The sequence below is a fragment of the Shewanella sp. SM73 genome, from assembly GCF_025653795.1.
GTDB lineage: Bacteria > Pseudomonadota > Gammaproteobacteria > Enterobacterales > Shewanellaceae > Shewanella > Shewanella oncorhynchi.
Genome location: NZ_JAKKRY010000011.1, coordinates 1 through 26,262 on the forward strand (window position 1 = coordinate 1; position 26,262 = coordinate 26,262).

A 26,262-nucleotide genomic window follows, 5' to 3' on the forward strand; every position below is an offset into this window, starting at 1 on the left:
AGCACAGCCAGCTGAACTTTGTGTCACCAGGGCAACGTCATGCGGGGCAAGATGGTGATATCTTAGCCAAGCGAAAAGAAGTGCTCGAAGCGGCAAAGGCAAGAATGCCCGAGCGTTGGTCCAAGGAAGTCAGAAATTGTGATGCTGTGGGTCCAGTCACGTTAAACCCAGATAAGGCACCCGCAAACAATGTAATAAATGCAGCTTAATATTTAAGCAAAGAGTGACAACTACCTTGAAAAACACCGCTGTTTATCACCGTAATGTTATTATTGCAAGAAATCCTGATTATGCAACGACTAATACAGCTTATAGTTATCATCAAGGAGCTAAAAATTTAGTAGGGAAAACATTATATATAGATGGTGATCTATTAGTTGAAAAAAATAGTATGCTAGATTTTCTTAAGACTGCAAGCTCTGTTGATGTTTTAATAGGGGTGGCAAAAGCAAATAGTGAGCAAGCTGTATATGTTGGATTGGAAGGAGAATCTGTCACCTATTTTAATCGAAATTATCAAGGTGAAGAGTATGAATGGGCAAACGTTTTTGTCGCACCTAGTAACTTCTTGACAAAAATAGATGGTTATGTTTTTGAATCAATAGAGTTAACTTTACCACTTCCCTCAAAAGAGATCGTATTAAGGGAAGTTGATACTAAAGATGATCTAGAACAAGCTATTCTATTTTGTCGTTCTTGGTGATCTTTTTAAGATGTAATATTAAAAGTAGATAGTTATTTCTATCTACTTTTAAGTTGAAAACTCAGCTCAAATGGGTTTCTTTTGTAATAAACTGGGTATTTCGTATTCAAGAAAGTCCGCTAGTGCTAACCAGTCCTGATTTTCTTGGGCAGTTAGCATTGGAGAGATTATTTTAAATATTTGACTTTTAGCATCTGCATCTAATGTTTCAATAATAGGTTCAATTATATTTAGGCATTCTCTTAGTTTTTTTGAACCATCAGCTTCTTGTCCTAGCCTGAAATGATGTGCAGTGTTAATTAATTTATCTACTAGCTCTTGCAATCTTAGTTCATAATTCATCGATTAAAATCCTTAAACTGTGTCCCCTGAATTCGTGCACCTTCAAGGCTTGATTGATAAAATCTCACATTAGGCTTGGTCTTAATGTAATTTTCTAAACTACGTAGATAACCTCTGAAATTCAAGTCTGTTGGTACTCTTTTCCCTCGTCCATTCAGGATCCAATGTTTAGCATTCTTTATTTTTGGCCCTAATGAGCCATCAGGCCAAAATGTATGAGTTTTGTTTTTTGCATAGCAAAAGTCACAACCAAACATTGATATTTCATAAGCGCCTAAATAAATTGCTAAATCTATAATTGGATGAATAACACTACCATTAGTATATAAACGAAGTTTAGGGTAATAATTAGCCAAAGCGTCGTATTGTTTATGCTTTGAGTAAGCACAATATTTTTTCCCTTTCCATTGTTCTATTACTTCAGGCGCCAATTTAGGAAAGTATACTAATGAGATGTTATCTGTAGCTTCTATAGCGAAATGATCTAGGCGAATATTTATATCGATACTGATCACTATGTCGGGATAGATTCCATGGCTTACTAACCCTCTCAACGCAGTGTCTGCTGCAATCATTAATGGTCTTATACTGTCAGGTAACTGTTGCTGTTTAAAGAGATAATCGTAATGATCTTCAAGGGTTGGGCCTGATGCTATGACAAAACACTGTGGCTTGTTATATCGCTTTATTAACAAATTTGCGCTTGGATCATTTTCTATATTTTTTATATTGGCCTTAAATCGAGATTCAACTCTCTCATTATTAAGATGTTTTTGATTGGCATACTGACGATTTAATTCAAAGACGATCAAATCGCGGATAATTGCATTTTCATTGCTGACTAAATTGAGTTCAGGTGTTATTGCAATATATGGAAAACTCAGTGTTTTTCCTGCCTGTTCGTATAAGGTCACATTAGGATGACTTAGCCATTCTCTCTGATCGGTATAGCAAAGCAGTAACGCGAATACGGCTAAATTTAAAATACATACCTCAATACGAGCATAGTGAGGATTTTCAATCAGGAGGCTGGGTACATCACCCATACCAACTCCATAAACAGTCACCTGATGGCTTTTGCTTGGTAATGTTTTGATAAAAAGCTGTGCTTCGGCGATGCGGTCATGACGACTACTGAGCTGAATACCATTAACACTGATAGTTTGATTACGACCGTTGATAAGGTGAGCATCTAATTCATTGATGGTTTGGTTTTTAATCGCAGCAGCTACGATAGGCCAACGCTTAACGATAATATTGAGATTAGACGCAAATAGCTCGGTCATTCCGCTTCTCCGGAGGATTTCTAGGAGTTTGATATCACCAAGGTCACTATCTGGTCTCTCCACAGGGACTCGAACCCCGATCGGCCGCTTAGGAGGCGGCTGCTCTATCCTGTTGAGCTATGAAGAGACGACAGTGATTATACTGGTTTTATCTTTGATTAAAAGGCTTATGATTTAGTTGCTTAAATCTTAAGCGCTATGTCGTTTATCTGCACATTGTAGGCGGCATTTTGGTCTACAAGTACTGCGGTAGCGCTTTCTTCGCTTACTTGCTCAATTTTTACCGTTGCACGACTTTTGGTCGCGACGGCGCGCATTTCATTGAGTCTATCGGGTAAGTTTTGTTGTAATACTACTTGGAATTTATCACCGACACGAATGCCATGTTTACGGCCTAGATTTAATATAATCCTGTCTGCTTGTCGGCTAACGACTTGGCCAAGTAATGGCCTGCAATTAAGTGTGCTGTCTAAATCTCGGGTAGCTTGCAATATTAATTGAGTAATACTTTTTCCATAGGAGGAACGCCAGAATCTATTACTGTTGGGAGCAATGATAGCCTGTTCTTCAAATTCCCATGGGGCCGATGTGCTGTAGCTTTTGCTCCAGACCTCTTCGCCACTGATCCCATGATAGAGGCTGAGTTTGAATTGAAATTGCCTTAGCGGAGCTTCATCCCAAAATCCTAAGAAGGTGGGTTGTACAGGCTCTATCGATATATCAATGATCTGCGGTTGAAGAATATATTGGCTGTCGGTAATTTCACTGAGCCAGCTTGGGAGTCGATAACCGCGAATATCCACTAGGTCTTGTTCAATATCGAGTCGCTCGTTAGCATGGATGTGACTAAAGCCAGTTGAAGAGTAATCTTCTATAGTGTTCCCTAACGCCTCTGAAATGACCTCTTCAAAGCCTGAAAGTTGTCCATATCTAAGCTGAGAACGATCTTTTATTTGTGTTTGAGGTATTAAAATAGCGGCCTTTAATTGGCCATTAGGACACTGTTGTGTTGGATCATCATTTAGATCGAGGCGTAGGGATACATATATTTTATTTCCCTGAATTTGTTCACTTACGAGTTGGATGTTTATGGCTTGGGCGTTGCGATTTATCGCAAAGTTATTTTGTGTGAGGTTACCATTAGAGGTTTGTTGCTCGCTGGATATTTGAATACCTGTGCTTAATGTCGCATAGCTAACAGCTTGATTAATTGCTTCTTCCCTTGCTTGAGCTGTATTACCATTGATAATAGTTGCTTCTCCGCTGGCTTCTATCCATTCGGCTCTGGTGGGCAAAGAAAGTAGTAAAAGGCTCAAAATGATGAGCGAAGCTGAACCTGGTATGTGCATCAATTCAATCCTTATCGCTAAGCTAATGGCGATATTACCAATCGAGCCAGTTTTCTGACTCTTAACCTAATATGGCAATAAAGCAAATTTCGTGCCTGAGTATGAGAACTTTTGATAAAGTTTCCATTGTTACAGTCGATATACTGGGTAATAGAAGAATATTGTCGGACTGAGGTTAATATTGGTCCGAAGATTGCTGGTTTTTGTTACTCATTAAAAATTTGAAGCTTAGAAAGTGAGTCACTTGACTGCCAATGCACCCATAGATGAGGTAAATCCAATGCTAAAGCGTGTGATTATTCCCTTAACATTGATAATGTTAGGTGGATGTGTAGCTAAACCGGTTACGCCGCCCAAACCGAGTTTAGTGGATGGCAATGGGTTGCCGCCAACGGCAGTGATTAACCATTTAGCACAGCGAATAGTGACTGAGCTTGTTAAGCAAAATGATGCTTTGCGTTCTGATCAACCTATCGTAGTTGCAACACCAGTATTAGTGGGCGATTTGAATGGCACTAATGCGTTAGCGCAACAGTTACAGCAAGGATTAATGACGTCGCTCCATAGCTTTCAGTTTAATGTGGTGGATTTAAACTTAGCTGATGGCTTGAGAGTCACATCTGACGGGGATTTTATTTTGACGCGAGATTGGCAAAAATTGTCGAAAGATCTTCCTGTTGAGCATCTTGTCGTTTCGACTATGAGCGTAGTAACCAATGGTATGGCGATCAATACTCGGATTGTGAACATTAGTAACAATCGCGTGGTATCGGCATCTCAAACTTTTGTGACTCAAAAAGAGTTGGCAAACTACATGCAGCCTTCGGAGCAAATTGTGTCACAAAATGGCATCTTATATCGTCAGGCGAGTCCGGGCATGAATGAAGTACGTGTCTTAGGAGATGGAAAATGAAACACTACCTTTTATTACTTATCACGGGGCTAATGCTAACTGGCTGCGCTGCTAAAGATAGATATGTGCAATGGGAAGATGTGCCGCCGCCGAGTTTTCCTAAGTTAACGGCTATAGGATATGCGCCCTTAGCGACTCAACCGGCTAAAGAGCAATCACAAAGAGTGTTGATGGCTATGCAGGCATCAAAAATTGTGGCTTATCGTGAATTAGCGGAACAAGTTTATGGGCAGAAAATAACGGCAAACAGCAGTGTTAGTGATTGGATGTTGACGGACGATAATGTCAAAGCGTCAGTTTCTGGCGTGATCCGCGGCGCACGAGTCGTTAAGAGTTATCCAGCAGGCGAGCATTATGTGACTGAGTTAGAACTTGATTTTTCACAGGTTTGGGCGCTTTATCAACAACAGAACCGTCCACAACGAGTGAAGGAAGTGACGTATTTCTAGCGTTATTGAATGTATGTTCAACAGCATGTATTGAGCCGCGTATTAACGCGGCTTTTCTTTTTGTACAAGACATTAAGATCTAATCAGAGCTTAGAAAAGGGAATGCTAAGTGGGAGTGATGCGCTTGTTAGGCCTTTAAATCATTGCCTAAACTTGAGATAGTCGAGGTCTTGCCTTTATCGTTATAGGTGAGGCTGGAGGCGTTTCTACTGGCTTGTAAAGCTTGAGCAAAGCGATTTAAACTCGCTAAATTCATCTCAATTAAACTGGCATTTTGTTCGTTTAATTCTTTGCATTCAGTCAATGCGTCTTTGATCTCGGCCATTTTATGCACGAGTTCGACTTGCTGAGTGAGTAGCGATTTATCACTGTGTTTTGCCAGAATATCATCATTAGTCTTTAGTTCTTTCAGACATTGCGATTTTTCGTTAGCAAGGGAAAGCAGTAAATCGGCGTTTTGGTCAACCAAAGCGCCTTTTTCCTTGAGTATGATTTGCTTAAGAACAGCCAAATGGGCGTGTTGTAGATCTACCAGTTTAGCTATTTCAGTCATAGTTACTCTTTATTTAAGTCATTAAGTTCGGCTTCAAAACTTGCAATATTGGCAGCCAACTTTTCTGGGTCAATTTTATAGCGACCTTCGGCAATAGCTTGTTTGATTTCTGCTACTTTCTTTTGATCAACTTCAGGAAGGCTAGCCATTTTAGTCTGAGCTCCTTGAAGTTGTTGTGCCTGGGCCGTAATGACCACAGAGTCGCTTCTTTGTGGTGTTGTCGATTTTGTAGCAACTTGAGCAGATTGATCGCTGCTCGTTTTCGTTGCACCTGAACGAACTTGCGCAGTCGTTGCAGTGTTGAGTTTGCTAATATCAATTGCCATTTTAGGCTCCAGCGTCGTGTGTACGGGATTTCTTAACTGGGGTATCGGCAGCTTACAAAAAAGCTTTAGATTATTTTACATTCTTACTTCAACTTCGCCAATGCCTGTGACTATAGCATCTAGTTCTTTGTTTGAACTGCTATTTTTGACTCTGATCCGATCACCTTTATTGCCATCTTGTAGGGCTTCGCCCACTGTTTTGAGCTCGAATGAGCCAGAACGAACGTAGATAGATACCGAATCATTTTTACAAACGAAGCATAAGTTGTTGCTTAATATGGGATTATCTTTTGCTACTCGTCGTTTTACTCGCACGCCAGCCAATTTACTCGGGTCATCGAATTCGGCACCTCTCAAGCTATTTTGTTCAATGTAACGGACTTCTACTTGACTAGGAGAGATGAGTTCGCCTGGTGCTAAGATTTCGGTTGAGACAACAACGGGGAATAAGATATCCACCCGAACCGAGATATAGATTTGCCAAGGGTAAGCTAAGTCTTGTGTATCGCAGCTGACTTTTAAGGTGTTATTACGGCTAATTTCCCTATCGCTAGCCAGTTCAACTTTCATTGGAGACGAACATTGTGACGGCAGCATTCTTGCGTCAACCATCTGTGGCGAAATATTTACTTTGGCATTTTCTGGAACGGATATTTTTTCTGAAATAAGCGCTTTAGCTAATTCTGAGATTGCCGATACGGTGGGGACAATAGGCTCTGCACTCGCTAAAGCGGGCATGAAGAGGGGGAAAAGACTAAAAAAACAGACTAAATTTACTTTCATAATGAAGAGACTAGCTTGTAACGCCAGAATGCACCTATACTTTTATTAAGTTCGAAGCTGACTACTGTAATAATAATTTGCATCACTGTCAGAAGATTGACTCAGTTTCGACTATGTTTATCGATAGATAAGACGTAAGCAATTAATATGCCTATACTCAACTGAGTTATAGGGCCGAACATAAACAGAACAACAAGGCAGAGTTATGTCGAGTATTCTTGATTCAGTCAACAAACGAACCCAGCTCGTTGGACAAAACCGTTTAGAATTGCTGCTTTTTAAATTAAACGGTCGTCAACGGTTTGGGATTAACGTGTTTAAGGTGAAAGAAGTACTGCAGTGTCCACCACTGACCACTTTGCCTAAACTTAATCCTTATGTGAAGGGTGTTGCTCATATTCGTGGAACAACCATTTCAGTGATTGATTTGAGTGCGGCAACAGGGGGAAAACCTTTAGCAAGCACTGAAAACTGTTTCATCATTATTTCTGAATATAACCGCAGTGTTCAAGGCTTCTTGGTCAGTTCTGTTGAGCGGATCATCAACATGAATTGGGAAGCGATTATGCCTCCGCCGCAAGGTGCTGGCCGTTATTCTTATCTGACAGCTGTGACTGAAATTGAAGGTGAATTAGTTGAAATTCTCGATGTGGAAAAAATCTTAGATGAGATTTCACCAGTTAAAACGGCTATCAGTGAAGAAGCCAATGAAAAACTGACCCTCGACAGAACTCAGCATTATCATATTATGGTTATTGATGATTCTGCCGTGGCGCGTAAACAAATTATTCGTTCACTCGAGTCATTGAATTTACAAATTGATACCGCAAAAGATGGTCGCGAAGCATTAGATAAGCTTAAAGAGATCGCCAAAGAGATGGATAATGTGGCCGATGAGATCCCCCTCATAATCTCTGATATTGAGATGCCTGAAATGGATGGCTACACCTTGACCGCTGAAATCCGAGATGATCCTAAGCTTAAGCATATTAAAGTGGTACTGCATACTTCGTTAAGTGGTGTATTCAATCAGGCAATGGTTCAAAAAGTGGGGGCTAATGACTTTATCGCTAAGTTTAATCCTGACGAACTGGCCGCTGCTGTGAATAAGCATTTAAGTTTGTAATTGCTGTAGGTTAGTACCTAGATACGCTTTACGCTATAATCTCGACTTTATAACATGATGGTTTCGCACTGATTTTGGTGCTTGCTATAGGATTTAGGATGTGAATGTGCCAAATAAATCACTCGCTGAGGCTGAATATAATCAATTTCGGTTGTTCTTAGAGCAACACAGCGGCATCGTACTGGGTGAAAATAAGCAATATCTTGTGCGCAGTCGTCTTGCTCCTTTGATGGGCAAATATAACCTGCCATCCTTATCTGATGTGGTTAAGCATTCGATGAAGCCTACTGAGCGTGCGCTCAGAGCTGAAGTGATCGATGCTATGACGACCAATGAAACTCTCTGGTTTCGTGATCGTTATCCATTTGAGTTGTTGAATAATGTCCTACTACCTGAATACAGTCGTCTGGGGCGTCCGCTCAAAATTTGGTCTGCGGCTTGCTCGTCAGGCCAAGAGCCGTACTCATTGGCTATGACTATTCTTGAGTATCAACAGAAGAAGCCTGGTGCCTTGGCTGGTAGTGCTTCGATTCAAGCAACGGATCTATCTCCTTCCATGTTAGAACGCTGCAAAAATGCCGAGTACGATAGTTTGGCATTAGCGCGTGGTTTATCTGAAGAACGTAAGCGTCAGTTTTTTGATGCATTACCTTCAGGCAATATGAAGTTAAAGGATAATGTGAAGCGGTTGGTGAACTTTAGAGCGCATAATTTGCTTGAGAGTTATAGTCTACTTGGCAAGTTCGACATTATCTTTTGCCGCAATGTGCTGATTTATTTTGCACCAGAGGCAAAGGCAAAAATTTTGCGGCAATTCGCTGCCGCTCTCAATCCCAAAGGGATTTTATTTCTCGGTGCATCAGAATCTATCGCTGGTTTAACGGACGAGTTTGATATGGTTCGTTGTAACCCTGGCATTTATTACCAGAAAAAGACTTAACTCAGCCGCTCTAAAGAAAATTACCGACAATTGTCGGTAATTTTTTACCCATCACTTGCTCATCCTTATTGTTATTCTCAAAATTTTCCTGATGTTGGCACATGAATTGCTTTATTTTCGTGAGAACACGAGGAGGCAATTTTATGGCGATCAATTTTGATAATGCACTGGGTGTGCATCAATACACTCTCGGTATTAGAGCGCAGCGGGCAGAAGTCATTTCAAGCAATATCGCTAACGCAGATACGCCACATTACAAAGCCCGCGATGTTGATTTTTCTGCGGCAATGCAGGCCGCTCGAGGCCAACAGCAGCAGCGAAATAGTCTTGAAATGCAAGAGCCAGATAAGCATTTTGGGCTTGCGGAGTTGACTGGGCAATTTGTTAAGTTCCGTGTGCCAAATCAACCCGATACCGGTGATGGTAATACTGTTGATATCCAACAGGAACAATCGGCATTCATGCAAAATGCACTTGAATATCAAATGTCGCTAGGTTTTTTAGATAGTAAGTTTAGTGGCATGAAGAAAGCGTTGAGAGGGGATTAATCATGAGTTTATTTAGCATATTTGATGTTGCTGGCTCGGGAATGTCTGCTCAATCGGTCAGGCTAAACACCACCGCGAGCAACATAGCCAACGCGGATTCCGTCTCGAGTAGTGTAGATAAGACCTATCGTTCTCGTCATCCCATTTTTGAAGCCGAAATGGCTAAAGCCCAAAGTCAGCAACAAGCTTCTCAAGGCGTTGCGGTAAAAGGCATTGTAGAAAGTGATAAACCACTACTGAAAGAATATTCGCCCGATCATCCAATGGCGGATGCGGACGGCTTTATTTATAAACCGAATGTTAATGTCATGGAAGAAATGGCAGATATGATTTCTGCTTCGCGCTCATATCAAATGAATGTTCAAGTCGCTGAAGCAGCTAAGTCTATGTTGCAACAAACACTTGGGATGGGTAAATAACATGTGTTACTTAGGAGGTAAGCTGTGAGCCTCATTAATCAAATTAACCAAGCGTCGGCGCAGACGGCTCAAAATAAGAGTCAGCCAAATGCCGTTACGACGAATTCATCAACCAGCTCAACGGGTAATCCGTTTCTTGATGGCATACGTTTGCCAAAAGATTCAATAGTACCGGAAGCCAAAAGCCAGCAGTTAACTCAAGATGACTTTTTCTCGTTATTAAGCCAACAGTTATCGATGCAAGATCCCTTTAAGCCCGTCGACAACGACCAAATGATTGCGCAGATGGCATCATTCTCGACGGTTGATGGTATTACTAAGTTGAATAAGGAAATCGTTAATTTAAACGGTGTTATGACATCAAGCCAAGCATTACAGGCATCAGGACTTGTTGGTCGCAAGGTGTTGATCCCAACTGATACAGGTAACATTTCAGCTGAAAGCCCAACAATAAAAGGTGTGATTAGCACGCCAGCTAAAATTCCTGAAGTTACTGTACGTGTTGAGGATGAGAAAGGCCAAGTTGTGACCACCTTTAAAGTTGATGGCAGTAAGGGGGGAAATGTCGATGTTAACTGGGATGGCCTCGATAAAGATGGAAACCCTGTAACCGCAGGTAACTATACGATCAAGGCGAGTGGTTTAGTGGATGGGAAATCCCAAGAATTGCCAGTCTCGACCTATGCTCATGTGACCAGCGTTTCTCTCGGTACGGCCAGTACTGGCGCGATTCTTAACTTGAGAGGCGGTATGGGCATCAAGTTAACCGATGTGTTAGCTGTGTCTGAAACCTAAGTTTGCCTAAAAGAATTTTTGCAGCATCCGAATTGGGCGTAAGTCGCTCATAAATGAATTGAGTCAAGTGTAGAGGTGAATTATGTCGTTTAACATTGCATTGAGTGGCATTTCTGCCGCGCAGAAAGATTTAAACACTACGGCGAATAACATTGCTAATGCGAACACCATTGGCTTTAAAGAGTCCCGTGCTGAATTTGCGGATGTTTACGCTAATTCTATTTTTTCAAATGCTAAAACTGCTGTCGGTGGTGGTGTTGCGACGAGCCAAGTGGCACAGCAATTCCATCAAGGTAGCTTACAGTTGACGAATAACTCCCTTGATATGGCGATTAAAGGGGGTGGCTTTTTCGTTACTGCCTCTGAACTGGGTACATTAGACCACTCGTTTACCCGTGCTGGAGCATTTAAGGTCGATAAAAATAATTACATGGTTGATTCTGCTGGTAATTATTTGCAAACTTTCCCAGTGGATAAAGATGGGAACTCGACATCAGTGAGTTTAACGACGGCTAAGCCGGTACAAATACCAGACACTGCAGGTAGCCCTGTAAAGACTGAGAATGTTACTTTACAAATGAACTTAAATGCTAAGGAAAGTGCACTCGACCCCGCGGCATTCGATCCTCTAGATGCAAAAACCTACAATAACGTTACATCAATGACAATTTATGACTCACTCGGTGAGCCACATATTATGACCACTTATTTTGTTAAGCCCAAAGATGGTTCGTACAATGGTGAGAACAATTGGGTAGCTTACTATGCTGTTGATGGAAAACAAGTCGATCTAGCCGGTCCTGCTGGTACTTATCAAACAGATACCACTGGCGATGGTACACCTGATGCAACGGGCACGGCTCAAACTGCTGGTGGTTGGAAAGGCTCTGTCCTCAAGTTCAATTCTGTTGGTGTCTACACTGGTAGTGATCCTGCTATAGTCAAGACTGAGGCTTTGGGCGTCAGTGGTGCGGGTGTTTTAGGGCCAGGTGCCGATGGTACTCAAGAGTTGACTGTGAAGTTTAATGCCCCAACGCAATATGCGGCTCCTTTTGGTGCAACTGAGTTGACGCAAGATGGTACGACTGTAGGCCGCTTAACTAACGTTGAAATCGGCGAAGATGGTTTAGTGACCGCGAGTTATTCTAATGGTTCAACCGTGCCTTTAGCACGGGTTGCTTTAGTTCGTTTTGCTAACGAACAAGGTTTAACGCAAGTGGGTAATACGTCGTGGAAAGCCAGTTTAGCTTCAGGTCCTGCGTTAGCGGGTGAGGCAAATAGTGGAACTTTTGGTAGCATCAGTTCATCTGCGTTAGAGCAATCGAACATTGATTTGACGACTGAACTGGTTGATTTAATTTCGGCGCAGCGTAACTTCCAAGCGAACTCCCGTACGCTTGAAGTGAACAACACGCTGCAACAAACCGTATTACAAATCCGCTAATCATTACTTTATTTAACTAAGTGTTGCCGCCAGTGGCAACACTTAGCCTTTATCCTGCCGTCAAATCACTTCATTTTCATATTTTTCAATTCTATCAGTAAATTAAACGTTATTTTTTGTTGGCATGATGCTTGCTTGGATATTGTCATGTAGAAAATTTGACGGAGCAGTCTGTGGACAAATTCCTTTATGTCGCCATGAGTGGCGCTAAGCAAAATATGAATGAGCTGGCACTCCGTGCGAACAACTTAGCCAATGCTAATACCGATGGTTTTAAATCAGATATGGCGCAGGCCAGATCGATGCAAGCCTTCGGTGAAGGGTTGCCTTCAAGGGTGTTTGCGATGACAGAATCTCCGTCAGCTAATTTTCGCTCTGGTCCGATAAAAACCACTGGACGGGATCTCGATGTTGCCATTAAAGGCGATGGCTGGTTTGCCGTTCAGGCGAAAGATGGCAGTGAAGCTTATACCCGTTCAGGTAGTCTCAGTTTCGATGCGACGGGCATGTTGTATAACGACAGAGGCAATCCAGTAATGGGGGACGCTGGCCCGATAGTGCTGCCATTACCTATTGATAAAGTGTCAATTTCACAGGATGGCATAGTGTCTGTTCGCCCTCAAGGGGCGACTGCTGAAGTGATAGAAGAAGTGGCGAGATTGAAGTTAGTCAATCCCGGCAATGCGCAGATGATGCGTGGTGAAGATGGATTATTTCGACAAATGTCAGGTGAAGCAGCACCAGCTGACCCTTTTGTCGCAGTTGAAAGTGGCGCGGTAGAGGGTAGTAACGTTAACCCTGTTGATGAAATGGTGTCTTTGATTGATCTTCAGCGCCAGTTTGAATTGCAAGTCAAGATGATGAAAACCGCGGAAGAGAATGATCGCGCTTCATCTTCATTAATGCGTATTAGTTAGGAGATAGATTATGCATCCGGCGTTATGGATTAGTAAAACTGGCTTAGACGCACAGCAAACTGATATTTCAGTGATTTCAAACAACGTAGCGAACGCTAGCACTGTGGGCTACAAAAAAAGCCGCGCAGTATTTGAAGATTTACTCTATCAAACAGTTAACCAAGCGGGTGGTGTTAGTGCATCTAACACTAAGCTACCCAACGGATTAAACATAGGTGCGGGTACGAAAGTCGTCGCCACTCAAAAAATGTTTACTCAGGGTAACATGCTGACGACGGATAACTCACTGGATCTCATGATTGAAGGTCCTGGATTTTTTGAAATCCAGCTCCCTGATGGAACCACTGCTTATACTCGAAATGGTCAGTTTACCTTAGACGATACGGGTCAGATTGTGACGCCAGGTTCTGGCTATTTGCTACAACCCGCGATCACTATTCCTGATAATGCGACCAGTATTACCGTTTCAGCAGAGGGTGAAGTTTCAGTAAAAACGCCGGGTACCGCTGAGAACCAAGTCGTGGGTCAGTTGACTATGACGGATTTTATTAATCCATCGGGTCTAGATCCTATGGGACAAAACTTATATACGGAAACTGGTGCGAGCGGCACGCCAATTCAAGGTACCGCTTCGTTAGATGGCATGGGTGCTATTCGTCAAGGCGCCTTAGAAACCTCTAACGTGAACGTGACCGAGGAACTGGTGAACCTTATCGAAAGTCAGCGCATTTACGAGATGAACTCCAAAGTGATTTCAGCGGTAGATCAGATGCTGTCTTATGTGACTCAGAATTTATAGAGGCAAACATCATGGCTAGATATCTTGTGTTGGCCGTCGCGTTATTGCTTGCAGCCTGTAGCTCGACGCAAAAGAAACCCCTTGCGGATGATCCCTTTTACGCGCCGGTATACCCAGAGGCGCCGCCGACAAAAATTGCCGCAACTGGCTCTATTTATCAAGACAGCCAAGCATCTAGCTTGTATTCGGATATACGCGCCCATAAAGTCGGTGACATTATCACTATCGTATTGAAGGAATCGACTCAGGCGAAGAAGAGTGCAGGCAATCAGATCAAAAAAGGCTCAGACATGAGCTTAGATCCCATCTTTGCTGGTGGTAGTAATGTGTCCATTGGCGGAGTGCCAATTGATTTGCGTTACAAAGATAGCATGAACACTAAGCGTGAATCGGATGCGGATCAGAGCAATAGTCTAGATGGCAGTATCTCGGCAAACGTGATGCAAGTGCTGAACAACGGCAGCTTAGTGATCCGTGGTGAAAAATGGATTTCAATCAATAATGGTGATGAGTTTATTCGTGTCACTGGTCTCGTTCGCTCGCAGGACATTAAACCCGATAACACTGTCGATTCAACGCGAATGGCTAATGCCCGTATCCAATACAGTGGCACCGGCACTTTCGCAGATGCTCAAAAAGTGGGCTGGTTAAGCCAGTTCTTTATGAGCGACTGGTGGCCCTTCTAAGGAGTCGTATCATGAAATATAAACTGGTGTTAGCCGTTGCCATGCTAGTGTTTTCTCTACCTAGTCAGGCTGAACGAATTAAAGATATTGCCAATGTGCAAGGTGTGCGTAGTAACCAGTTGATTGGTTATGGCTTAGTGGTCGGTTTACCGGGAACGGGGGAAAAAACCAGTTATACCGAGCAGACCTTTATGACTATGCTCAAAAACTTTGGGATTAATCTTCCTGACAACGTCAAACCGAAAATTAAAAACGTTGCAGTGGTAGCCGTACACGCGGATATGCCTGCCTTTATCAAACCTGGTCAAGATCTTGACGTGACGGTATCTAGCTTAGGCGAAGCCAAAAGCTTACGCGGTGGCACCTTATTACAGACCTTTTTGAAAGGGGTAGACGGTAATGTGTATGCCATAGCCCAAGGTAGTTTAGTGGTGAGTGGTTTTAGTGCCGATGGTTTAGATGGTTCAAAGGTGATTCAAAATACGCCAACTGTAGGTCGTATACCGAATGGCGCGATTGTTGAGCGTAGTGTAGCAACCCCATTTTCAACTGGCGATTATTTGACGTTTAACCTACGTCGTTCGGATTTCTCTACTGCGCAGAGAATGGCCGATGCGATCAATGATCTATTAGGTCCTGATATGGCGCGTCCTTTAGATGCGACGTCTGTTCAGGTAACTGCTCCACGTGATGTATCACAACGGGTCTCCTTTTTAGCAACGCTTGAAAACCTTGATGTTGTTCCCGCAGAGGAATCTGCCAAAGTGATCGTTAATTCACGTACTGGAACCATAGTGGTTGGGCAAAACGTACGCTTACTCCCTGCGGCGATTACCCATGGCGGCATGACTGTCACGATTGCGGAGGCGACACAGGTTTCGCAGCCTAACGCGTTGGCAAATGGTCAAACAACCGTCACGAGTAATAGTACGATTACAGCAACAGAAAGTGACCGCCGTATGTTTATGTTTAATCCAGGCACTACGCTGGATGAGCTGGTTAGAGCGGTTAACTTAGTCGGTGCAGCCCCTTCAGATGTGTTAGCAATACTTGAAGCGTTAAAAGTGGCAGGAGCTTTGCATGGTGAACTTATCATCATCTAATTTCTGTCGGGAAAATCATGGAAAAGCTTTCAAGTTCATCACATTTTCTTGACCTGGGCGGGCTAGATTCACTCCGCGCCCAGGCTCAGAAAGATGAGAAGGGCGCCTTGAAAAAGGTCGCCCAACAATTTGAAGGTATTTTCGTGCAAATGCTGATGAAAAGTATGCGCGATGCCAATGCGGTTTTTCAGTCTGATAGTCCACTCAATAGCCAATACACTCAGTTTTACGAGCAGATGCGCGATCAGCAGTTATCGGTCGATTTATCTGACAAAGGTGTATTGGGCCTTGCCGATATGATGGTGCAGCAACTCTCTCCCGAAACAAGTCATTTCACGCCTGCATCGGTATTGCGTGACGATGGTGGCATGAAAATGCTCCACGACGATAAAGCGCTTAATGTGCCTATGCAGAGTTCAGCCGCTCCTGTGGTTGAACCCACAGTTGTAAATCATGGTGTGCCGGCTGCTATCGCTCGGCCTGTATTTGAACCGGATAGAGCTGAAGATGCCAATTCATCAATGGACATTGATACGCCTAATCGTTCACTGGCTATCGATACGCCTAAGCCGAGCTGGAGTGAACAATCACTTTCAGTGGTAGAACCTGTGATTAGCGGCCAAGTTTTGCCGACGGCAGCATTTAGGGAAACCCAAAAGATTGTCAGGTTTGGTAGTCGAGAAGAATTTTTAGCGACCTTATATCCACATGCTGAAAAAGCCGCAAAAACATTAGGTACCCAACCAGAAGTATTATTGGCGCAATCGGCACTGGAAACTGGCTGGGGACAAAAAATCGTCCGCGGCAATAACGGTGCGCCGAGTCATAACCTATTCAACATTAAAGCTGATCGTCGTTGGTTAGGCGATAAGGCTAACGTCAGTACCTTAGAATTTGAGCACGGTGTTGCTGTCCAGCAAAAAGCTGACTTCCGAGTTTATAGTGACTTTGAGCATAGCTTCAACGATTTTGTGTCCTTCATTGCCGAAGGTGAACGTTATCAAGATGCGAAGAAAGTGGCCGCTTCCCCAACTCAATTCATCCGAGCTTTGCAGGATGCGGGTTATGCCACTGATCCTCGATACGCTGAAAAAGTCATTAAAGTGATGCAGTCGATCAGTGAAGAACTGAAATCAATTCTGCCAGGAGAAGACAAATGATGAATCTTACAACCCTGTTTGTTCATAGGAGTGTCAACTAATGGCCGTTGATCTACTGAATATAGCGCGAACTGGGGTGCTTGCCTCCCAGTCGCAACTGGGTGTTACCAGTAATAACATAGCTAACGCCAATACCGCTGGTTACCACAGACAAGTGGCAACCCAGTCGACTCTTGAATCGCAGCGTTTTGGTAGTAGTTTTTATGGCACAGGAACTTACGTTAATGACGTTAAGCGTATCTACAATGACTATGCCGCAAGAGAGTTACGCATTGGCCAAACAACGTTAAGTGCCGCCGAAGCCAGCTACGGTAAATTGAGTGAGCTAGATCAGCTGTTTTCACAGGTAGGTAAAGTTGTGCCACAAAGCTTGAATGACCTGTTTTCGGGGCTGAATAGTGTGGCTGATTTGCCTGCAGATTTGGGTATTCGGAGTTCGACCCTAACAAACGCACAGCAAGTTGCCAGCAGTCTTAATCAGATGCAGTCGTATTTGAATGGCCAGCTTAATCAGACCAATGACCAGATCACTGGTATGACTAAGCGTATCAATGAGATCAGTACAGAACTGGCAAATTTAAACCTAGAGTTAATGAAGTCGCCGAATCAGGATGCGCAGTTGCTTGATAAGCAAGATGCACTTGTTCAAGAGTTAAGCCAGTACGCTCAAGTGAATGTTATTCCATTAGAAAATGGTGCTAAGAGCGTAATGCTCGGTGGCTCAGTGATGTTGGTTTCTGGCGAAATTGCTATGACGATGGGAGTCCAAGCGGGTGATCCATTTCCGAATGAGCTCCAATTGACTTCAAGTATTGGTTCGCAAAGTGTCACTGTTGATCCGAGTAAACTTGGCGGTCAGTTAGGGGCCATTTTTGATTATCGTGATCAAACGTTAATTCCCGCGGGTCATGAGCTCGATCAATTAGCCTTGGGCGTGGCTGATAACTTCAATAAAATGCAAGCACAAGGTATTGACCTCAATGGGCAAGTTGGTGCCAATATCTTCAAAGATATCAACGATCCTATGATGTCTTTGGGCCGTGCAGCAGGATTTTCTGGTAATACGGGTAATGCAACGTTAGGCGTCACCATAGATAACACCAGTTTATTAACTGGTGGTGCCTACGAACTGTCATTTACCGCGCCTGCAACTTATGAACTGAGAGATTCGAAAACGGGGGCAATTACGCCACTGACGTTAAATGGCTCGACTTTATCGGGTGGATCTGGATTTTCAATTGACATAAAAGCGGGCGCTATGGCGTCTGGCGATCGTTTTGCCATTCGCCCGACAGCGGGTGCTTCAAATGGCATTGAAGTGGTCATGAAAGACCCTAAAGGCATTGCCGCCGCATCACCAAAGATTACCGCAGATGCCGCTAACTCTGGCAATACCCAAGTGAAGCTGACTCAAATTAGCAATCGCAATGCCGCAAATTTCCCTGTAACGGGCAGTGAGTTGACGATAAAGCTCGATACCACAGTTGTGCCTCCAACCTATGAAGCATTCGACGCCGCTGGAACATCCCTTGGGGCTGCAGCCCCTTATACGCCTCCGAGTATTAGCGCTTTTGGTTTTACCTTTGAAGTTGACAGCAAAGCGGCTGCAGGCAATGACAGATTTACCTTCGATTTATCCTTCGCAGAAGGGGATAACTCTAATGCTGTCGCTATGGCTAAGTTGAGCGAAAGTAAGGTGATGAATGGGGGAAAGTCGACCCTAGCTGATGTGTTCGAGAATACTAAGCTCGAGGTAGGCAGTAAAACGAAAGCGGCTGAAGTGCGTGTCGGTTCGGCAGAGGCCGTGTATCAACAAGCTTATGCGCGAGTAGAGAGTGAGTCGGGTGTGAACTTAGATGAAGAAGCAGCAAATTTAATGCGTTTTCAGCAAGCCTATCAAGCCTCTGCGCGGATCATGACGACCGCACAGCAGATTTTTGACACCTTATTATCCTCAGTGCGTTAGGAGATTTAACTATGCGATTATCATCCGCGCAGATTTTTAATCAAAGCATTACCAGTGTGCTGCAAAAGCAAACGGCTACCAGCAAAATTCTTGACCAATTGAGCAGTGGTAAGAAAGTCAATACTGCTGGTGATGATCCTGTGGCGTCACAGGGTATTGATAATCTGAATCAGAAAAATGCACTCGTCGATCAGTTTATGAAAAATATTGACTATGCGACAAATCGTCTTGCTGTGGCAGAAAGCAAACTCGGTAGTGCTGAAGATTTAACTGGCTCTATGCGTGAGCAAGTTATGCGAGCGATAAACGGCACACTCTCAGGAACTGAGCGGCAAATGATTGCCGAAGAGATGAAAGGCAGCTTAGAAGAATTGCTCTCTATTGCGAATAGTAAGGATGAATCTGGCAATTATATGTTCTCTGGTTTCAGTACCGATAAAGAACCTTTTGCTTTTGATAACTCGACGCCGCCTAAAATAGTGTATAGCGGCGATTCTGGCGTCAAAAATAGTTTAGTACAAACGGGTGTTGCCATGGGGACAAACATCCCTGGCGATAGCGCGTTTATGAAAGCACCCAATGGACTTGGTGATTATAGCGTCAATTATTTGGCCAGCCAGCAGGGGGAGTTTAGCGTTAAAACAGCAAAAATTGCTGATGCTGCAACTTATGTTGCTGATACATATACATTTAACTTCACTGATAATGGCGCCGGCGGTACTAACTTGCAAGTGCTCGATTCTGCAAGTAATCCCGTCGCAAACGTAGCTAACTTCGATGCCACTAATCCCGTTAGTTTTAATGGTATAGAAGTTAAAATTGATGGAAAACCCAGCTCTGGCGATAGTTTCACCATGGAGCCGCAGGCCGAAGTCAGTATTTTTGATACGATCAGCAGTGCGATTGCATTAATTGAAGACCCTAATTCTGCCAACACTCCCCAAGGGCGAGCTCAGTTGGCACAGATATTGAATAACATCGATAGTGGCGTCAATCAAATTAGTTCTGCCAGAAGTGTGGCGGGGAATAATCTGAAAGTTGTCGAAAGTTACAAAGAGACTCATACCGAGGAGAAAGTGGTGAATTCATCAGCGCTATCACTCTTGGAAGATCTCGATTATGCATCAGCGATTACGGAATTTGAAAAGCAACAGCTTGCATTGAACGCAGTCTCTAGCGTGTTTAGTAAGGTGGGTTCTGTTTCCCTGTTCGACTTTATTTAACAGAAAGCAAGTACCTATCCATCTGTAAGATAAATTGTTAAAAATTTAGCCAAGCTCCAAGCCTTGGCGGTATAACTAGGAAGAGGAACTCAACATGGCTATTACAGTAAATACCAACGTGACTTCAATGAAGGCACAAAAGAATTTAAATACTTCCAGTAGCGGTTTAGCGACCTCAATGGAACGTTTATCCAGTGGTCTACGCATTAACAGTGCGAAAGACGACGCCGCTGGTCTAGCCATTTCTAACCGCTTGAACAGCCAAGTGCGCGGTTTAGATGTGGGTATGCGTAACGCAAATGATGCGATTTCAATTGCTCAAATTGCCGAAGGTGCGATGCAAGAGCAAACCAATATGTTGCAGCGTATGCGTGATTTGACTGTTCAAGCAGAAAACGGTGCGAATAGCACTGATGACTTGACTGCATTGCAAAAAGAGATGGATCAATTAGCAGAAGAAATTACTGCTATAGGTGATAGTACGGCGTTTGGTAATACCAAATTAATGACTGGTGGATTTTCTGCGGGTAAAACCTTCCAAGTAGGGCACCAAGAAGCTGAGGATGTCATTATTTCGGTAGGGACAACTAATGCTGCAAGTTTATCTGTCAATTCGCTATCCGTAGCGACTTCTGCTGGTCGTTCAACTGCACTTGCGAATATTGATGCTGCCATTAAAACAATTGACAATCAACGAGCCAATTTAGGTGCGAAGCAAAACCGTTTGGCCTATAACATTAGTAACAGTGCTAATACTCAAGCCAACGTTGCTGATGCTAAGAGTCGTATCGTGGATGTCGATTTTGCGAAGGAAACTTCAGTTATGACTAAGAACCAAGTGTTACAACAAACGGGTTCTGCAATGCTTGCACAGGCTAACCAGTTACCTCAAGTTGCATTATCTCTTCTTGGTTAATGTTATTTGCGTGATGTTATATGAAGCACTTTTGCCTACTTGTTCTAGAATTATCTAGAAAAGTAGGCAAAGTTTTATAGGAGTTGATATTTATGTTTATGATAATTAGAATTATTTTTTAAAATCAAGATATTTTAAAAAATAACTCTAAAGTTAAAAAAGATGCTGCCGTTAAATATACTGTAACCACTAAGACCCGCCTGGCTTAAGTAGACAGGCAAGTTCACAAGCCAGGTATAAAGAGGAAACGATCATGGCCATTACAGTAAACACAAACGTCACTTCATTAAAAGCTCAAAAGAATTTAAATACTTCCGCAGGCGGTTTGGCCACATCTATGGAACGTTTATCCAGTGGTCTGCGTATTAACAGTGCCAAAGATGACGCTGCTGGTTTAGCGATATCGAACCGACTAAACAGCCAAGTGCGTGGCCTTGATGTTGGTATGCGCAATGCTAACGATGCCATTTCAATCGCCCAGATTTCTGAAGGTGCGATGCAAGAACAGACTAACATGCTTCAACGTATGCGTGATTTGACAGTACAAGCAGAGAACGGTTCTAACAGTACTGACGATTTGACAGCATTGCAAAGCGAAATTGATGAACTGGCATTAGAAATTACAGCAATCGGTGATACAACTGCATTTGGTAGCACAAAATTACTGAATGGTGATTTCTCCGCAGGTAAGACCTTCCAAGTCGGACACCAAGAAGGCGAAGACATTACGATTTCAGTAAAAGCAACGAATGCTGGTGCGTTATCTGTTAATAGTTTGTCGGTTGCAAGTTCAGCTGGCCGTTCAACTGCACTCGCTGCGATTGATGCTGCCATTAAAACGATTGATAGTCAGCGTGCTAACTTAGGTGCTAAACAAAACCGTCTAGCATACAACATTAGTAACAGTGCTAATACTCAAGCCAACGTTGCTGATGCGAAGAGTCGAATTGTGGATGTGGATTTCGCGAAAGAAACATCACAAATGACCAAGAACCAAGTGTTGCAACAAACGGGTTCTGCAATGTTGGCCCAAGCCAACCAGTTACCTCAAGTGGCCTTGTCACTGCTGTAGTTTTAAGCAGAATAGTGAGAAAGTGATAAGGGAGGTTCGGTAACGGATCTCCCTTTGCCACTTTAAAAGGTTAATGTAGTTTTATAGGGTAATTTTAATGTAACCATTTAAAGTTATTACTAAATTTGCTGAGGTATGGCTATGGATATCAATATAGCAAGTTCACCTTCTATGCTTCACAGTAAGGTTGATTTAGCTCAAACGCCGCTAAAAGCATCTGCTCCAGATGCTGAATTAAAGCGAAATACGGCTATTGAACAAGCTGTGGAACAAGATGTAACGAAAAATGAACAGAATCCAAGTAAGCTGGCTCAAGTTGCCACAGAGTTGTCTGATATGATGTCTATGATGCGTAAAGGTTTAGCATTTAAGGTTGATGAGAACTCTGGACAAGCTGTTGTGACTGTACTTGACCGAGATACTGGTGATGTGATTAGACAAATGCCGAGTGAAGAAGCATTAGCCTTGGCAGAAAAACTATCAGAAGTCACAGGGCTTTTGATGAAAACAGAAGCATAAATATTTGTAAGTACGTTTGATTGAGAGGTCTATATGGCATTAACAGCGACAGGCATGGGATCTGGCCTTAAAATTAGTGAAATTGTGCAAGTTTTAGTTGATGCCGAAAAAACACCGAAAGAAGCGATGTTTAATAAAACGGAAGACAGCATCAAAGCAAAAGTTTCAGCTATGGGAACCTTAAAAAGTGCGTTGTCTACGTTTCAAGATGCCTTAAAAAAACTTCAAACTGGCGATGCCCTCAATCTGCGTAAGGTTTCTGTTAGTAATCAAACTTATTTGTCAGCAACAACAGACAAAACCGCACAAGCGGGTAGCTATGGTATTAAAGTTGAGCAACTTGCGGTAAATCATAAAATTGCTGGAAAAAACGTTGCAGATCCAGGATTACCTGTAGGTGAAGGGAGCCTTGATTTTGGTATCAATGGTAAGAATTTCTCCATTGATGTTTCGGCTACCGATTCACTTGCTGCCATTGCTAAAAAAGTTAATGAATCCCCAGATAATGCGGGCGTAACTGCAACTGTTATTACCAGTGATGCAGGCAATCGATTGGTTTTTAGTTCAGATAAGTCAGGTGAAGACAATCAAATTAGTATTACAGCTAATGACACGACTGGAACTGGACTCAATGATATGTTCGGTGCTGGAAATATCTCCACGCTTCAAGATGCTAAAAATGCAGTTGTTTATATCGATAATCAGAAAGTTACCTCACAAACTAATGAAGTTAAAAATGCTATTGCAGGGGTGACGTTAAACTTAACTGATGCCGATGTTTCTAAGACGACTACGTTAAAAATTGAACAAGATGATGATGCAGTAAAGGCAAATGTAAAAGCTTTTGTCGATGCCTATAATAGTTTAGCGACTGCAGTTGATAAAATGTCATCCTATGATAAAGAGAAAAAAACAGCAGCTGCATTACAGGGCGACTCTATGATCCGTTCTATAGAATCGCAACTCCGAAGTATATCGAGTGAACGAGTGCCAACTGATAGCGGCAGTTCGATAGCATTATATGATATTGGTATAAAAACAGATAGATATGGTAAGTTGTCTGTCGATGATACTAAACTTAATAAAGTCATCTCTGAAGATATGGCCAGTGTTGAGGCATTATTCTCGACACCAGATAAAGGGCTTGCTAATCGCTTTAATGATCTTGCTGATAGTTATGTCAAGTCTCGAGGATTAATTGCGTCACGTCAAACCGGATATACTAATCAACAAAGCCAGCTTACTGATAGAAGAGAAGCTTTCACGCTTAAAATGGATCAACTAACAGCCCGTTTAACGAAGCAATTTAATGCGATGGATCTTGTCGTTGGAAAACTAAATCAGCAGAGCAGTGGTCTTGTTGATCGTTTGAATTCGCTTCCTGGAGCTGTTAAAAAACGATAGTGAAATTATAAATGAGTAAGGGGAGTATAAGTGAAACAACTCGATGAGCTTAATGTCCTTTTGAGTGAAAATTTAAATAAACTGACTCAGCTTCCTGCTGAAGAGCCTCAATCTGACGAGTTGGTGTCGAACTTGCAAGTACTGGTTGGAGAGCGTCAAATTTTACTCAATGTATTAGTGGCTGATGCTAATATGACAGATGTTGATTATCTTCAACATCAGCTTGAACTTACTCAAGAGTACACAAGTAAAGCAAGTGTTGTTATGGCAGATAGACAAGCATTATTACATGCAGGTAATAAGAATAAGCGCCAGATTAGTGTTTATGAGACTATAGATTTAAACAGGTAGGTGTTTATGAGAGGATCACTGCAATCGTATCGTAAGGTGTCTTTAGAGAGTGAAATTACTGTTGCGTCACCACATCGTATTATTCAGCTTATGTTTGCGGGGGCACTGCAACGTTTAGCACAAAGTCGTCTTGCGATTGAACAAAATGACTTGTCTAATAAAGGTATGTACATTGGCAAAGCTATTGGGATTATTACTGGTTTAAACAATAGCCTAGATATGGATGCTGGTGGCCAGATAGCTAGAAATTTGAGTGATTTATATGACTTTATGTTGCGTAGAATTTCTGAAGCTAACGTAAATAATGATGTGAAAGCGATTGATGATGTATGTGATATTTTACGTACTATCAAAGAAGGTTGGGATGCAATTCCTGCAGATAAACATAATATTTCTGCGCATTCTGAAGCGGGTTAATATCTTATTTCGTTATTAAAAATAGACGCACTGGTTGCGTCTTTTTTTTGGCTAAAAGTCAAAGTATTGACGTTTTAGACTAGAATCATGATGTAAATGAACTAAAATCAATTCAGTTTGGCATAAACCTCATCTGAGGCTTGCTTCTCGTCTGCTGATAATACAATATTCATCACAAGTAGTGATGGTGGCACAGATTGTTACATTGAATTTGTTAAGCTTTTACAGCAACTAATCATAAATAATTAATGCGAATTAATACATATTAGAGCTTTACGGCCTACTGAATGATGCAAACAGATCAACGAATTTTACTTATCGGCCCTCCATCAGAGCGATTAAATCGCCTGTGTTGCATTTTGGATTTTTTAGGTGAGCAATTTGTACAAATTGACACCGAAAAATTAAGTGCTAGCCTCCAAGATACCCGTTTTCGAGCTTTAGTTATCCTAACTGATGTTATGGATGCTGATGGGCTTAAAAACATCGCAGGTCAACATCCATGGCAACCTATGCTGTTGCTTGGCAATGTTGACGATCTGCAAGTGTCTAATATTCTTGGACATATAGAAGAACCTTTAACGTATCCTCAGCTCACTGAATTATTACACTTTTGCCAAGTATTCGGTCAAGTTAAACGGCCTCAAGTCCCTACTAGTGCGAATCAAACAAAGTTATTCAGAAGCTTAGTGGGACGCAGTGATGGTATTGCGAATGTGAGGCACTTGATAAATCAAGTAGCAACATCTGAGGCAACCGTGCTTGTTCTGGGTCAATCAGGTACAGGTAAAGAAGTGGTCGCCCGTAATATCCATTATTTGTCTGAGCGCCGTGATGGTCCGTTTATCCCTGTTAACTGTGGTGCGATACCGCCTGAGTTATTAGAGAGTGAGCTATTTGGTCATGAGAAAGGGTCATTTACTGGGGCAATCTGTTCTCGTAAAGGCCGTTTTGAATTAGCTGAAGGTGGTACACTATTTCTCGATGAAATAGGAGACATGCCACTACAAATGCAAGTTAAATTACTCCGTGTGCTGCAAGAGCGGGTATTTGAGCGCGTTGGTGGTACTAAGACAATTAATGCTGATGTACGCGTAGTTGCTGCGACACATAGAGATTTAGAAACCATGATCAGCGTTAATGAGTTCCGTGAGGATCTTTATTACCGCCTAAACGTATTCCCGATTGAAATGCCCGCGTTGTGTGATCGCAAGGACGATGTGCCTTTGCTATTACAAGAGTTAGTTAGCCGAGTCTATAACGAAGGCCGTGGTAAGGTGCGTTTTACGCAGCGTGCGATAGAGTCTCTGAAAGAACATGCTTGGTCGGGCAACGTGCGCGAGCTGTCTAATTTAGTCGAACGCCTCACCATTTTATATCCGGGTGGACTGGTCGATGTTAACGATTTACCTGTCAAATATCGCCATATCGATGTGCCCGAATATTGTGTAGAGATGAGTGAAGAGCAACAGGAACGTGATGCTTTAGCTTCTATCTTTAGCGATGAAGAGCCGGTTGAAATCCCTGAAACGCGTTTCCCTAGTGAGCTGCCGCCTGAAGGTGTGAACCTTAAGGATTTGTTAGCAGAACTAGAAATAGACATGATACGTCAGGCGCTAGAGCTACAAGATAATGTCGTAGCTCGCGCTGCTGAAATGCTTGGAATACGCCGTACAACGCTTGTAGAAAAAATGCGTAAGTACGGAATGACAAAAGATTAGTTTTCTATTTTATTGTTATATAAGTTGTTTTA

29 protein-coding genes, 1 tRNA gene and 1 pseudogene are annotated in these 26,262 nt (G+C 42.6%); 24 read left to right on the top strand and 7 right to left on the bottom strand.

The annotated features are described in order from the left end of the window. Nucleotides 1–209 (top strand): annotated as a pseudogene (locus tag L5M51_RS14975) (IS3 family transposase); the annotation flags it as partial. 26 nt (nucleotides 210–235) lie between these two features. Beyond that, nucleotides 236–703, top strand: a complete 468-nt coding sequence (locus tag L5M51_RS14980; protein WP_263173545.1) for a sugar nucleotidyltransferase — start codon at nucleotides 236–238, stop codon at nucleotides 701–703. 66 nt (nucleotides 704–769) lie between these two features. Here the strand turns inward: L5M51_RS14980 and L5M51_RS14985 are convergent, their stop codons facing one another. The 4 genes from L5M51_RS14985 to L5M51_RS15000 all read right to left on the bottom strand — a co-directional run bounded on the left by L5M51_RS14985 (nucleotide 770) and on the right by L5M51_RS15000 (nucleotide 3,680). Next, nucleotides 770–1,045, bottom strand: coding sequence for a hypothetical protein (locus tag L5M51_RS14985; RefSeq protein WP_263173547.1), 276 nt, complete (start codon nucleotides 1,043–1,045; stop codon nucleotides 770–772). Next, entirely contained in the window at nucleotides 1,042–2,331 is a 1,290-nt protein-coding gene (locus L5M51_RS14990) for a motility associated factor glycosyltransferase family protein (RefSeq protein WP_220590752.1), read from the bottom strand. Before L5M51_RS14990 ends, L5M51_RS14985 begins: the two co-directional genes overlap by 4 nt. 51 nt (nucleotides 2,332–2,382) lie before the next feature. Beyond that, a tRNA-Arg gene (locus L5M51_RS14995) sits at nucleotides 2,383–2,458 on the bottom strand. Nucleotides 2,459–2,513: 55 nt separating this feature from the next. Further along, nucleotides 2,514–3,680: a flagellar assembly protein FlgT gene (locus L5M51_RS15000; protein ID WP_131523072.1), complete on the bottom strand. Its 1,167-nt coding sequence runs from the start codon at nucleotides 3,678–3,680 to the stop codon at nucleotides 2,514–2,516. Nucleotides 3,681–3,960: 280 nt separating this feature from the next. Here L5M51_RS15000 and L5M51_RS15005 point away from each other — a divergent pair, with 280 nt between their 5' ends. Next, a complete protein-coding gene (locus L5M51_RS15005) occupies nucleotides 3,961–4,593 on the top strand; it encodes a FlgO family outer membrane protein (protein ID WP_028761216.1) in 633 nt (210 codons plus the stop codon). Then, on the top strand, nucleotides 4,590–5,042 hold the full coding sequence (locus tag L5M51_RS15010; RefSeq protein ID WP_198572634.1) for an LPP20 family lipoprotein: 453 nt from the start codon (nucleotides 4,590–4,592) through the stop codon (nucleotides 5,040–5,042). Before L5M51_RS15005 ends, L5M51_RS15010 begins: the two co-directional genes overlap by 4 nt. A gap of 127 nt (nucleotides 5,043–5,169) precedes the next feature. Here the strand turns inward: L5M51_RS15010 and L5M51_RS15015 are convergent, their stop codons facing one another. From L5M51_RS15015 to flgA, 3 genes are all read right to left on the bottom strand, one after another. After that, nucleotides 5,170–5,595 carry a flagella synthesis protein FlgN gene (locus tag L5M51_RS15015; protein ID WP_131523073.1) on the bottom strand — a complete coding sequence of 142 codons (426 nt, stop codon included), beginning with the start codon at nucleotides 5,593–5,595 and terminating at the stop codon, nucleotides 5,170–5,172. A 2-nt stretch (nucleotides 5,596–5,597) separates the two neighbouring features. Continuing rightward, nucleotides 5,598–5,921 carry a flagellar biosynthesis anti-sigma factor FlgM gene (gene flgM / locus L5M51_RS15020; protein WP_107948432.1) on the bottom strand — a complete coding sequence of 108 codons (324 nt, stop codon included), beginning with the start codon at nucleotides 5,919–5,921 and terminating at the stop codon, nucleotides 5,598–5,600. A gap of 75 nt (nucleotides 5,922–5,996) precedes the next feature. Continuing rightward, on the bottom strand, nucleotides 5,997–6,704 hold the full coding sequence (gene flgA / locus L5M51_RS15025) for a flagellar basal body P-ring formation chaperone FlgA (RefSeq protein WP_219233958.1): 708 nt from the start codon (nucleotides 6,702–6,704) through the stop codon (nucleotides 5,997–5,999). Nucleotides 6,705–6,909: 205 nt separating this feature from the next. Here flgA and L5M51_RS15030 point away from each other — a divergent pair, with 205 nt between their 5' ends. The 20 genes from L5M51_RS15030 (at nucleotide 6,910) to L5M51_RS15125 (ending at nucleotide 26,230) form a co-directional block, all read left to right on the top strand. Continuing rightward, a complete protein-coding gene (locus L5M51_RS15030; protein WP_028761211.1) occupies nucleotides 6,910–7,830 on the top strand; it encodes a chemotaxis protein CheV in 921 nt (306 codons plus the stop codon). Between the two features lie 100 nt (nucleotides 7,831–7,930). Further along, nucleotides 7,931–8,770 (top strand): CheR family methyltransferase, encoded by an 840-nt coding sequence (locus tag L5M51_RS15035; protein WP_168824478.1) that lies wholly within the window; start codon nucleotides 7,931–7,933, stop codon nucleotides 8,768–8,770. Nucleotides 8,771–8,913: 143 nt separating this feature from the next. After that, on the top strand, nucleotides 8,914–9,318 hold the full coding sequence (flgB, locus tag L5M51_RS15040) for a flagellar basal body rod protein FlgB (protein ID WP_113939454.1): 405 nt from the start codon (nucleotides 8,914–8,916) through the stop codon (nucleotides 9,316–9,318). A gap of 2 nt (nucleotides 9,319–9,320) precedes the next feature. Continuing rightward, nucleotides 9,321–9,737 (top strand): flagellar basal body rod protein FlgC, encoded by a 417-nt coding sequence (gene flgC, locus L5M51_RS15045; protein ID WP_006085646.1) that lies wholly within the window; start codon nucleotides 9,321–9,323, stop codon nucleotides 9,735–9,737. Nucleotides 9,738–9,761: 24 nt separating this feature from the next. Beyond that, complete coding sequence (flgD, locus tag L5M51_RS15050) at nucleotides 9,762–10,532, top strand: flagellar hook assembly protein FlgD (protein WP_168824475.1); 771 nt, start codon at nucleotides 9,762–9,764, stop codon at nucleotides 10,530–10,532. An 82-nt stretch (nucleotides 10,533–10,614) separates the two neighbouring features. Then, complete coding sequence (flgE, locus tag L5M51_RS15055; protein WP_028761207.1) at nucleotides 10,615–11,976, top strand: flagellar hook protein FlgE; 1,362 nt, start codon at nucleotides 10,615–10,617, stop codon at nucleotides 11,974–11,976. A 173-nt stretch (nucleotides 11,977–12,149) separates the two neighbouring features. Continuing rightward, a complete protein-coding gene (gene flgF / locus L5M51_RS15060; RefSeq protein WP_219250937.1) occupies nucleotides 12,150–12,893 on the top strand; it encodes a flagellar basal-body rod protein FlgF in 744 nt (247 codons plus the stop codon). A 10-nt stretch (nucleotides 12,894–12,903) separates the two neighbouring features. After that, nucleotides 12,904–13,692 carry a flagellar basal-body rod protein FlgG gene (flgG, locus tag L5M51_RS15065; RefSeq protein WP_028761205.1) on the top strand — a complete coding sequence of 263 codons (789 nt, stop codon included), beginning with the start codon at nucleotides 12,904–12,906 and terminating at the stop codon, nucleotides 13,690–13,692. Between the two features lie 11 nt (nucleotides 13,693–13,703). Continuing rightward, nucleotides 13,704–14,378, top strand: coding sequence for a flagellar basal body L-ring protein FlgH (flgH, locus tag L5M51_RS15070; protein WP_028761204.1), 675 nt, complete (start codon nucleotides 13,704–13,706; stop codon nucleotides 14,376–14,378). Nucleotides 14,379–14,389: 11 nt separating this feature from the next. Next, nucleotides 14,390–15,481 carry a flagellar basal body P-ring protein FlgI gene (locus L5M51_RS15075; RefSeq protein WP_028761203.1) on the top strand — a complete coding sequence of 364 codons (1,092 nt, stop codon included), beginning with the start codon at nucleotides 14,390–14,392 and terminating at the stop codon, nucleotides 15,479–15,481. A 17-nt stretch (nucleotides 15,482–15,498) separates the two neighbouring features. Then, entirely contained in the window at nucleotides 15,499–16,641 is a 1,143-nt protein-coding gene (gene flgJ, locus L5M51_RS15080; RefSeq protein WP_219253409.1) for a flagellar assembly peptidoglycan hydrolase FlgJ, read from the top strand. 40 nt (nucleotides 16,642–16,681) lie between these two features. Further along, nucleotides 16,682–18,607, top strand: coding sequence for a flagellar hook-associated protein FlgK (flgK, locus tag L5M51_RS15085; protein ID WP_263173556.1), 1,926 nt, complete (start codon nucleotides 16,682–16,684; stop codon nucleotides 18,605–18,607). A gap of 11 nt (nucleotides 18,608–18,618) precedes the next feature. Further along, nucleotides 18,619–19,830, top strand: a complete 1,212-nt coding sequence (gene flgL, locus L5M51_RS15090) for a flagellar hook-associated protein FlgL (RefSeq protein WP_263173559.1) — start codon at nucleotides 18,619–18,621, stop codon at nucleotides 19,828–19,830. A 94-nt stretch (nucleotides 19,831–19,924) separates the two neighbouring features. Then, complete coding sequence (locus L5M51_RS15095) at nucleotides 19,925–20,746, top strand: flagellin (RefSeq protein WP_173497644.1); 822 nt, start codon at nucleotides 19,925–19,927, stop codon at nucleotides 20,744–20,746. 253 nt (nucleotides 20,747–20,999) lie between these two features. Then, nucleotides 21,000–21,818 carry a flagellin gene (locus tag L5M51_RS15100; protein WP_028761198.1) on the top strand — a complete coding sequence of 273 codons (819 nt, stop codon included), beginning with the start codon at nucleotides 21,000–21,002 and terminating at the stop codon, nucleotides 21,816–21,818. Between the two features lie 141 nt (nucleotides 21,819–21,959). Continuing rightward, entirely contained in the window at nucleotides 21,960–22,337 is a 378-nt protein-coding gene (locus tag L5M51_RS15105; RefSeq protein WP_028761197.1) for a flagellar protein FlaG, read from the top strand. Nucleotides 22,338–22,370: 33 nt separating this feature from the next. Beyond that, nucleotides 22,371–23,741: a flagellar filament capping protein FliD gene (gene fliD / locus L5M51_RS15110; protein WP_263173564.1), complete on the top strand. Its 1,371-nt coding sequence runs from the start codon at nucleotides 22,371–22,373 to the stop codon at nucleotides 23,739–23,741. Nucleotides 23,742–23,771: 30 nt separating this feature from the next. Continuing rightward, the gene (locus tag L5M51_RS15115; RefSeq protein WP_028761196.1) at nucleotides 23,772–24,092 is read left to right on the top strand and encodes a hypothetical protein; all 321 of its coding nucleotides are present in this window, start codon (nucleotides 23,772–23,774) and stop codon (nucleotides 24,090–24,092) included. A 6-nt stretch (nucleotides 24,093–24,098) separates the two neighbouring features. Beyond that, the gene (gene fliS / locus L5M51_RS15120; protein ID WP_028761195.1) at nucleotides 24,099–24,509 is read left to right on the top strand and encodes a flagellar export chaperone FliS; all 411 of its coding nucleotides are present in this window, start codon (nucleotides 24,099–24,101) and stop codon (nucleotides 24,507–24,509) included. Between the two features lie 287 nt (nucleotides 24,510–24,796). Then, nucleotides 24,797–26,230 carry a sigma-54 dependent transcriptional regulator gene (locus tag L5M51_RS15125; RefSeq protein WP_105251936.1) on the top strand — a complete coding sequence of 478 codons (1,434 nt, stop codon included), beginning with the start codon at nucleotides 24,797–24,799 and terminating at the stop codon, nucleotides 26,228–26,230. Nucleotides 26,231–26,262: the final 32 nt, after the last annotated feature.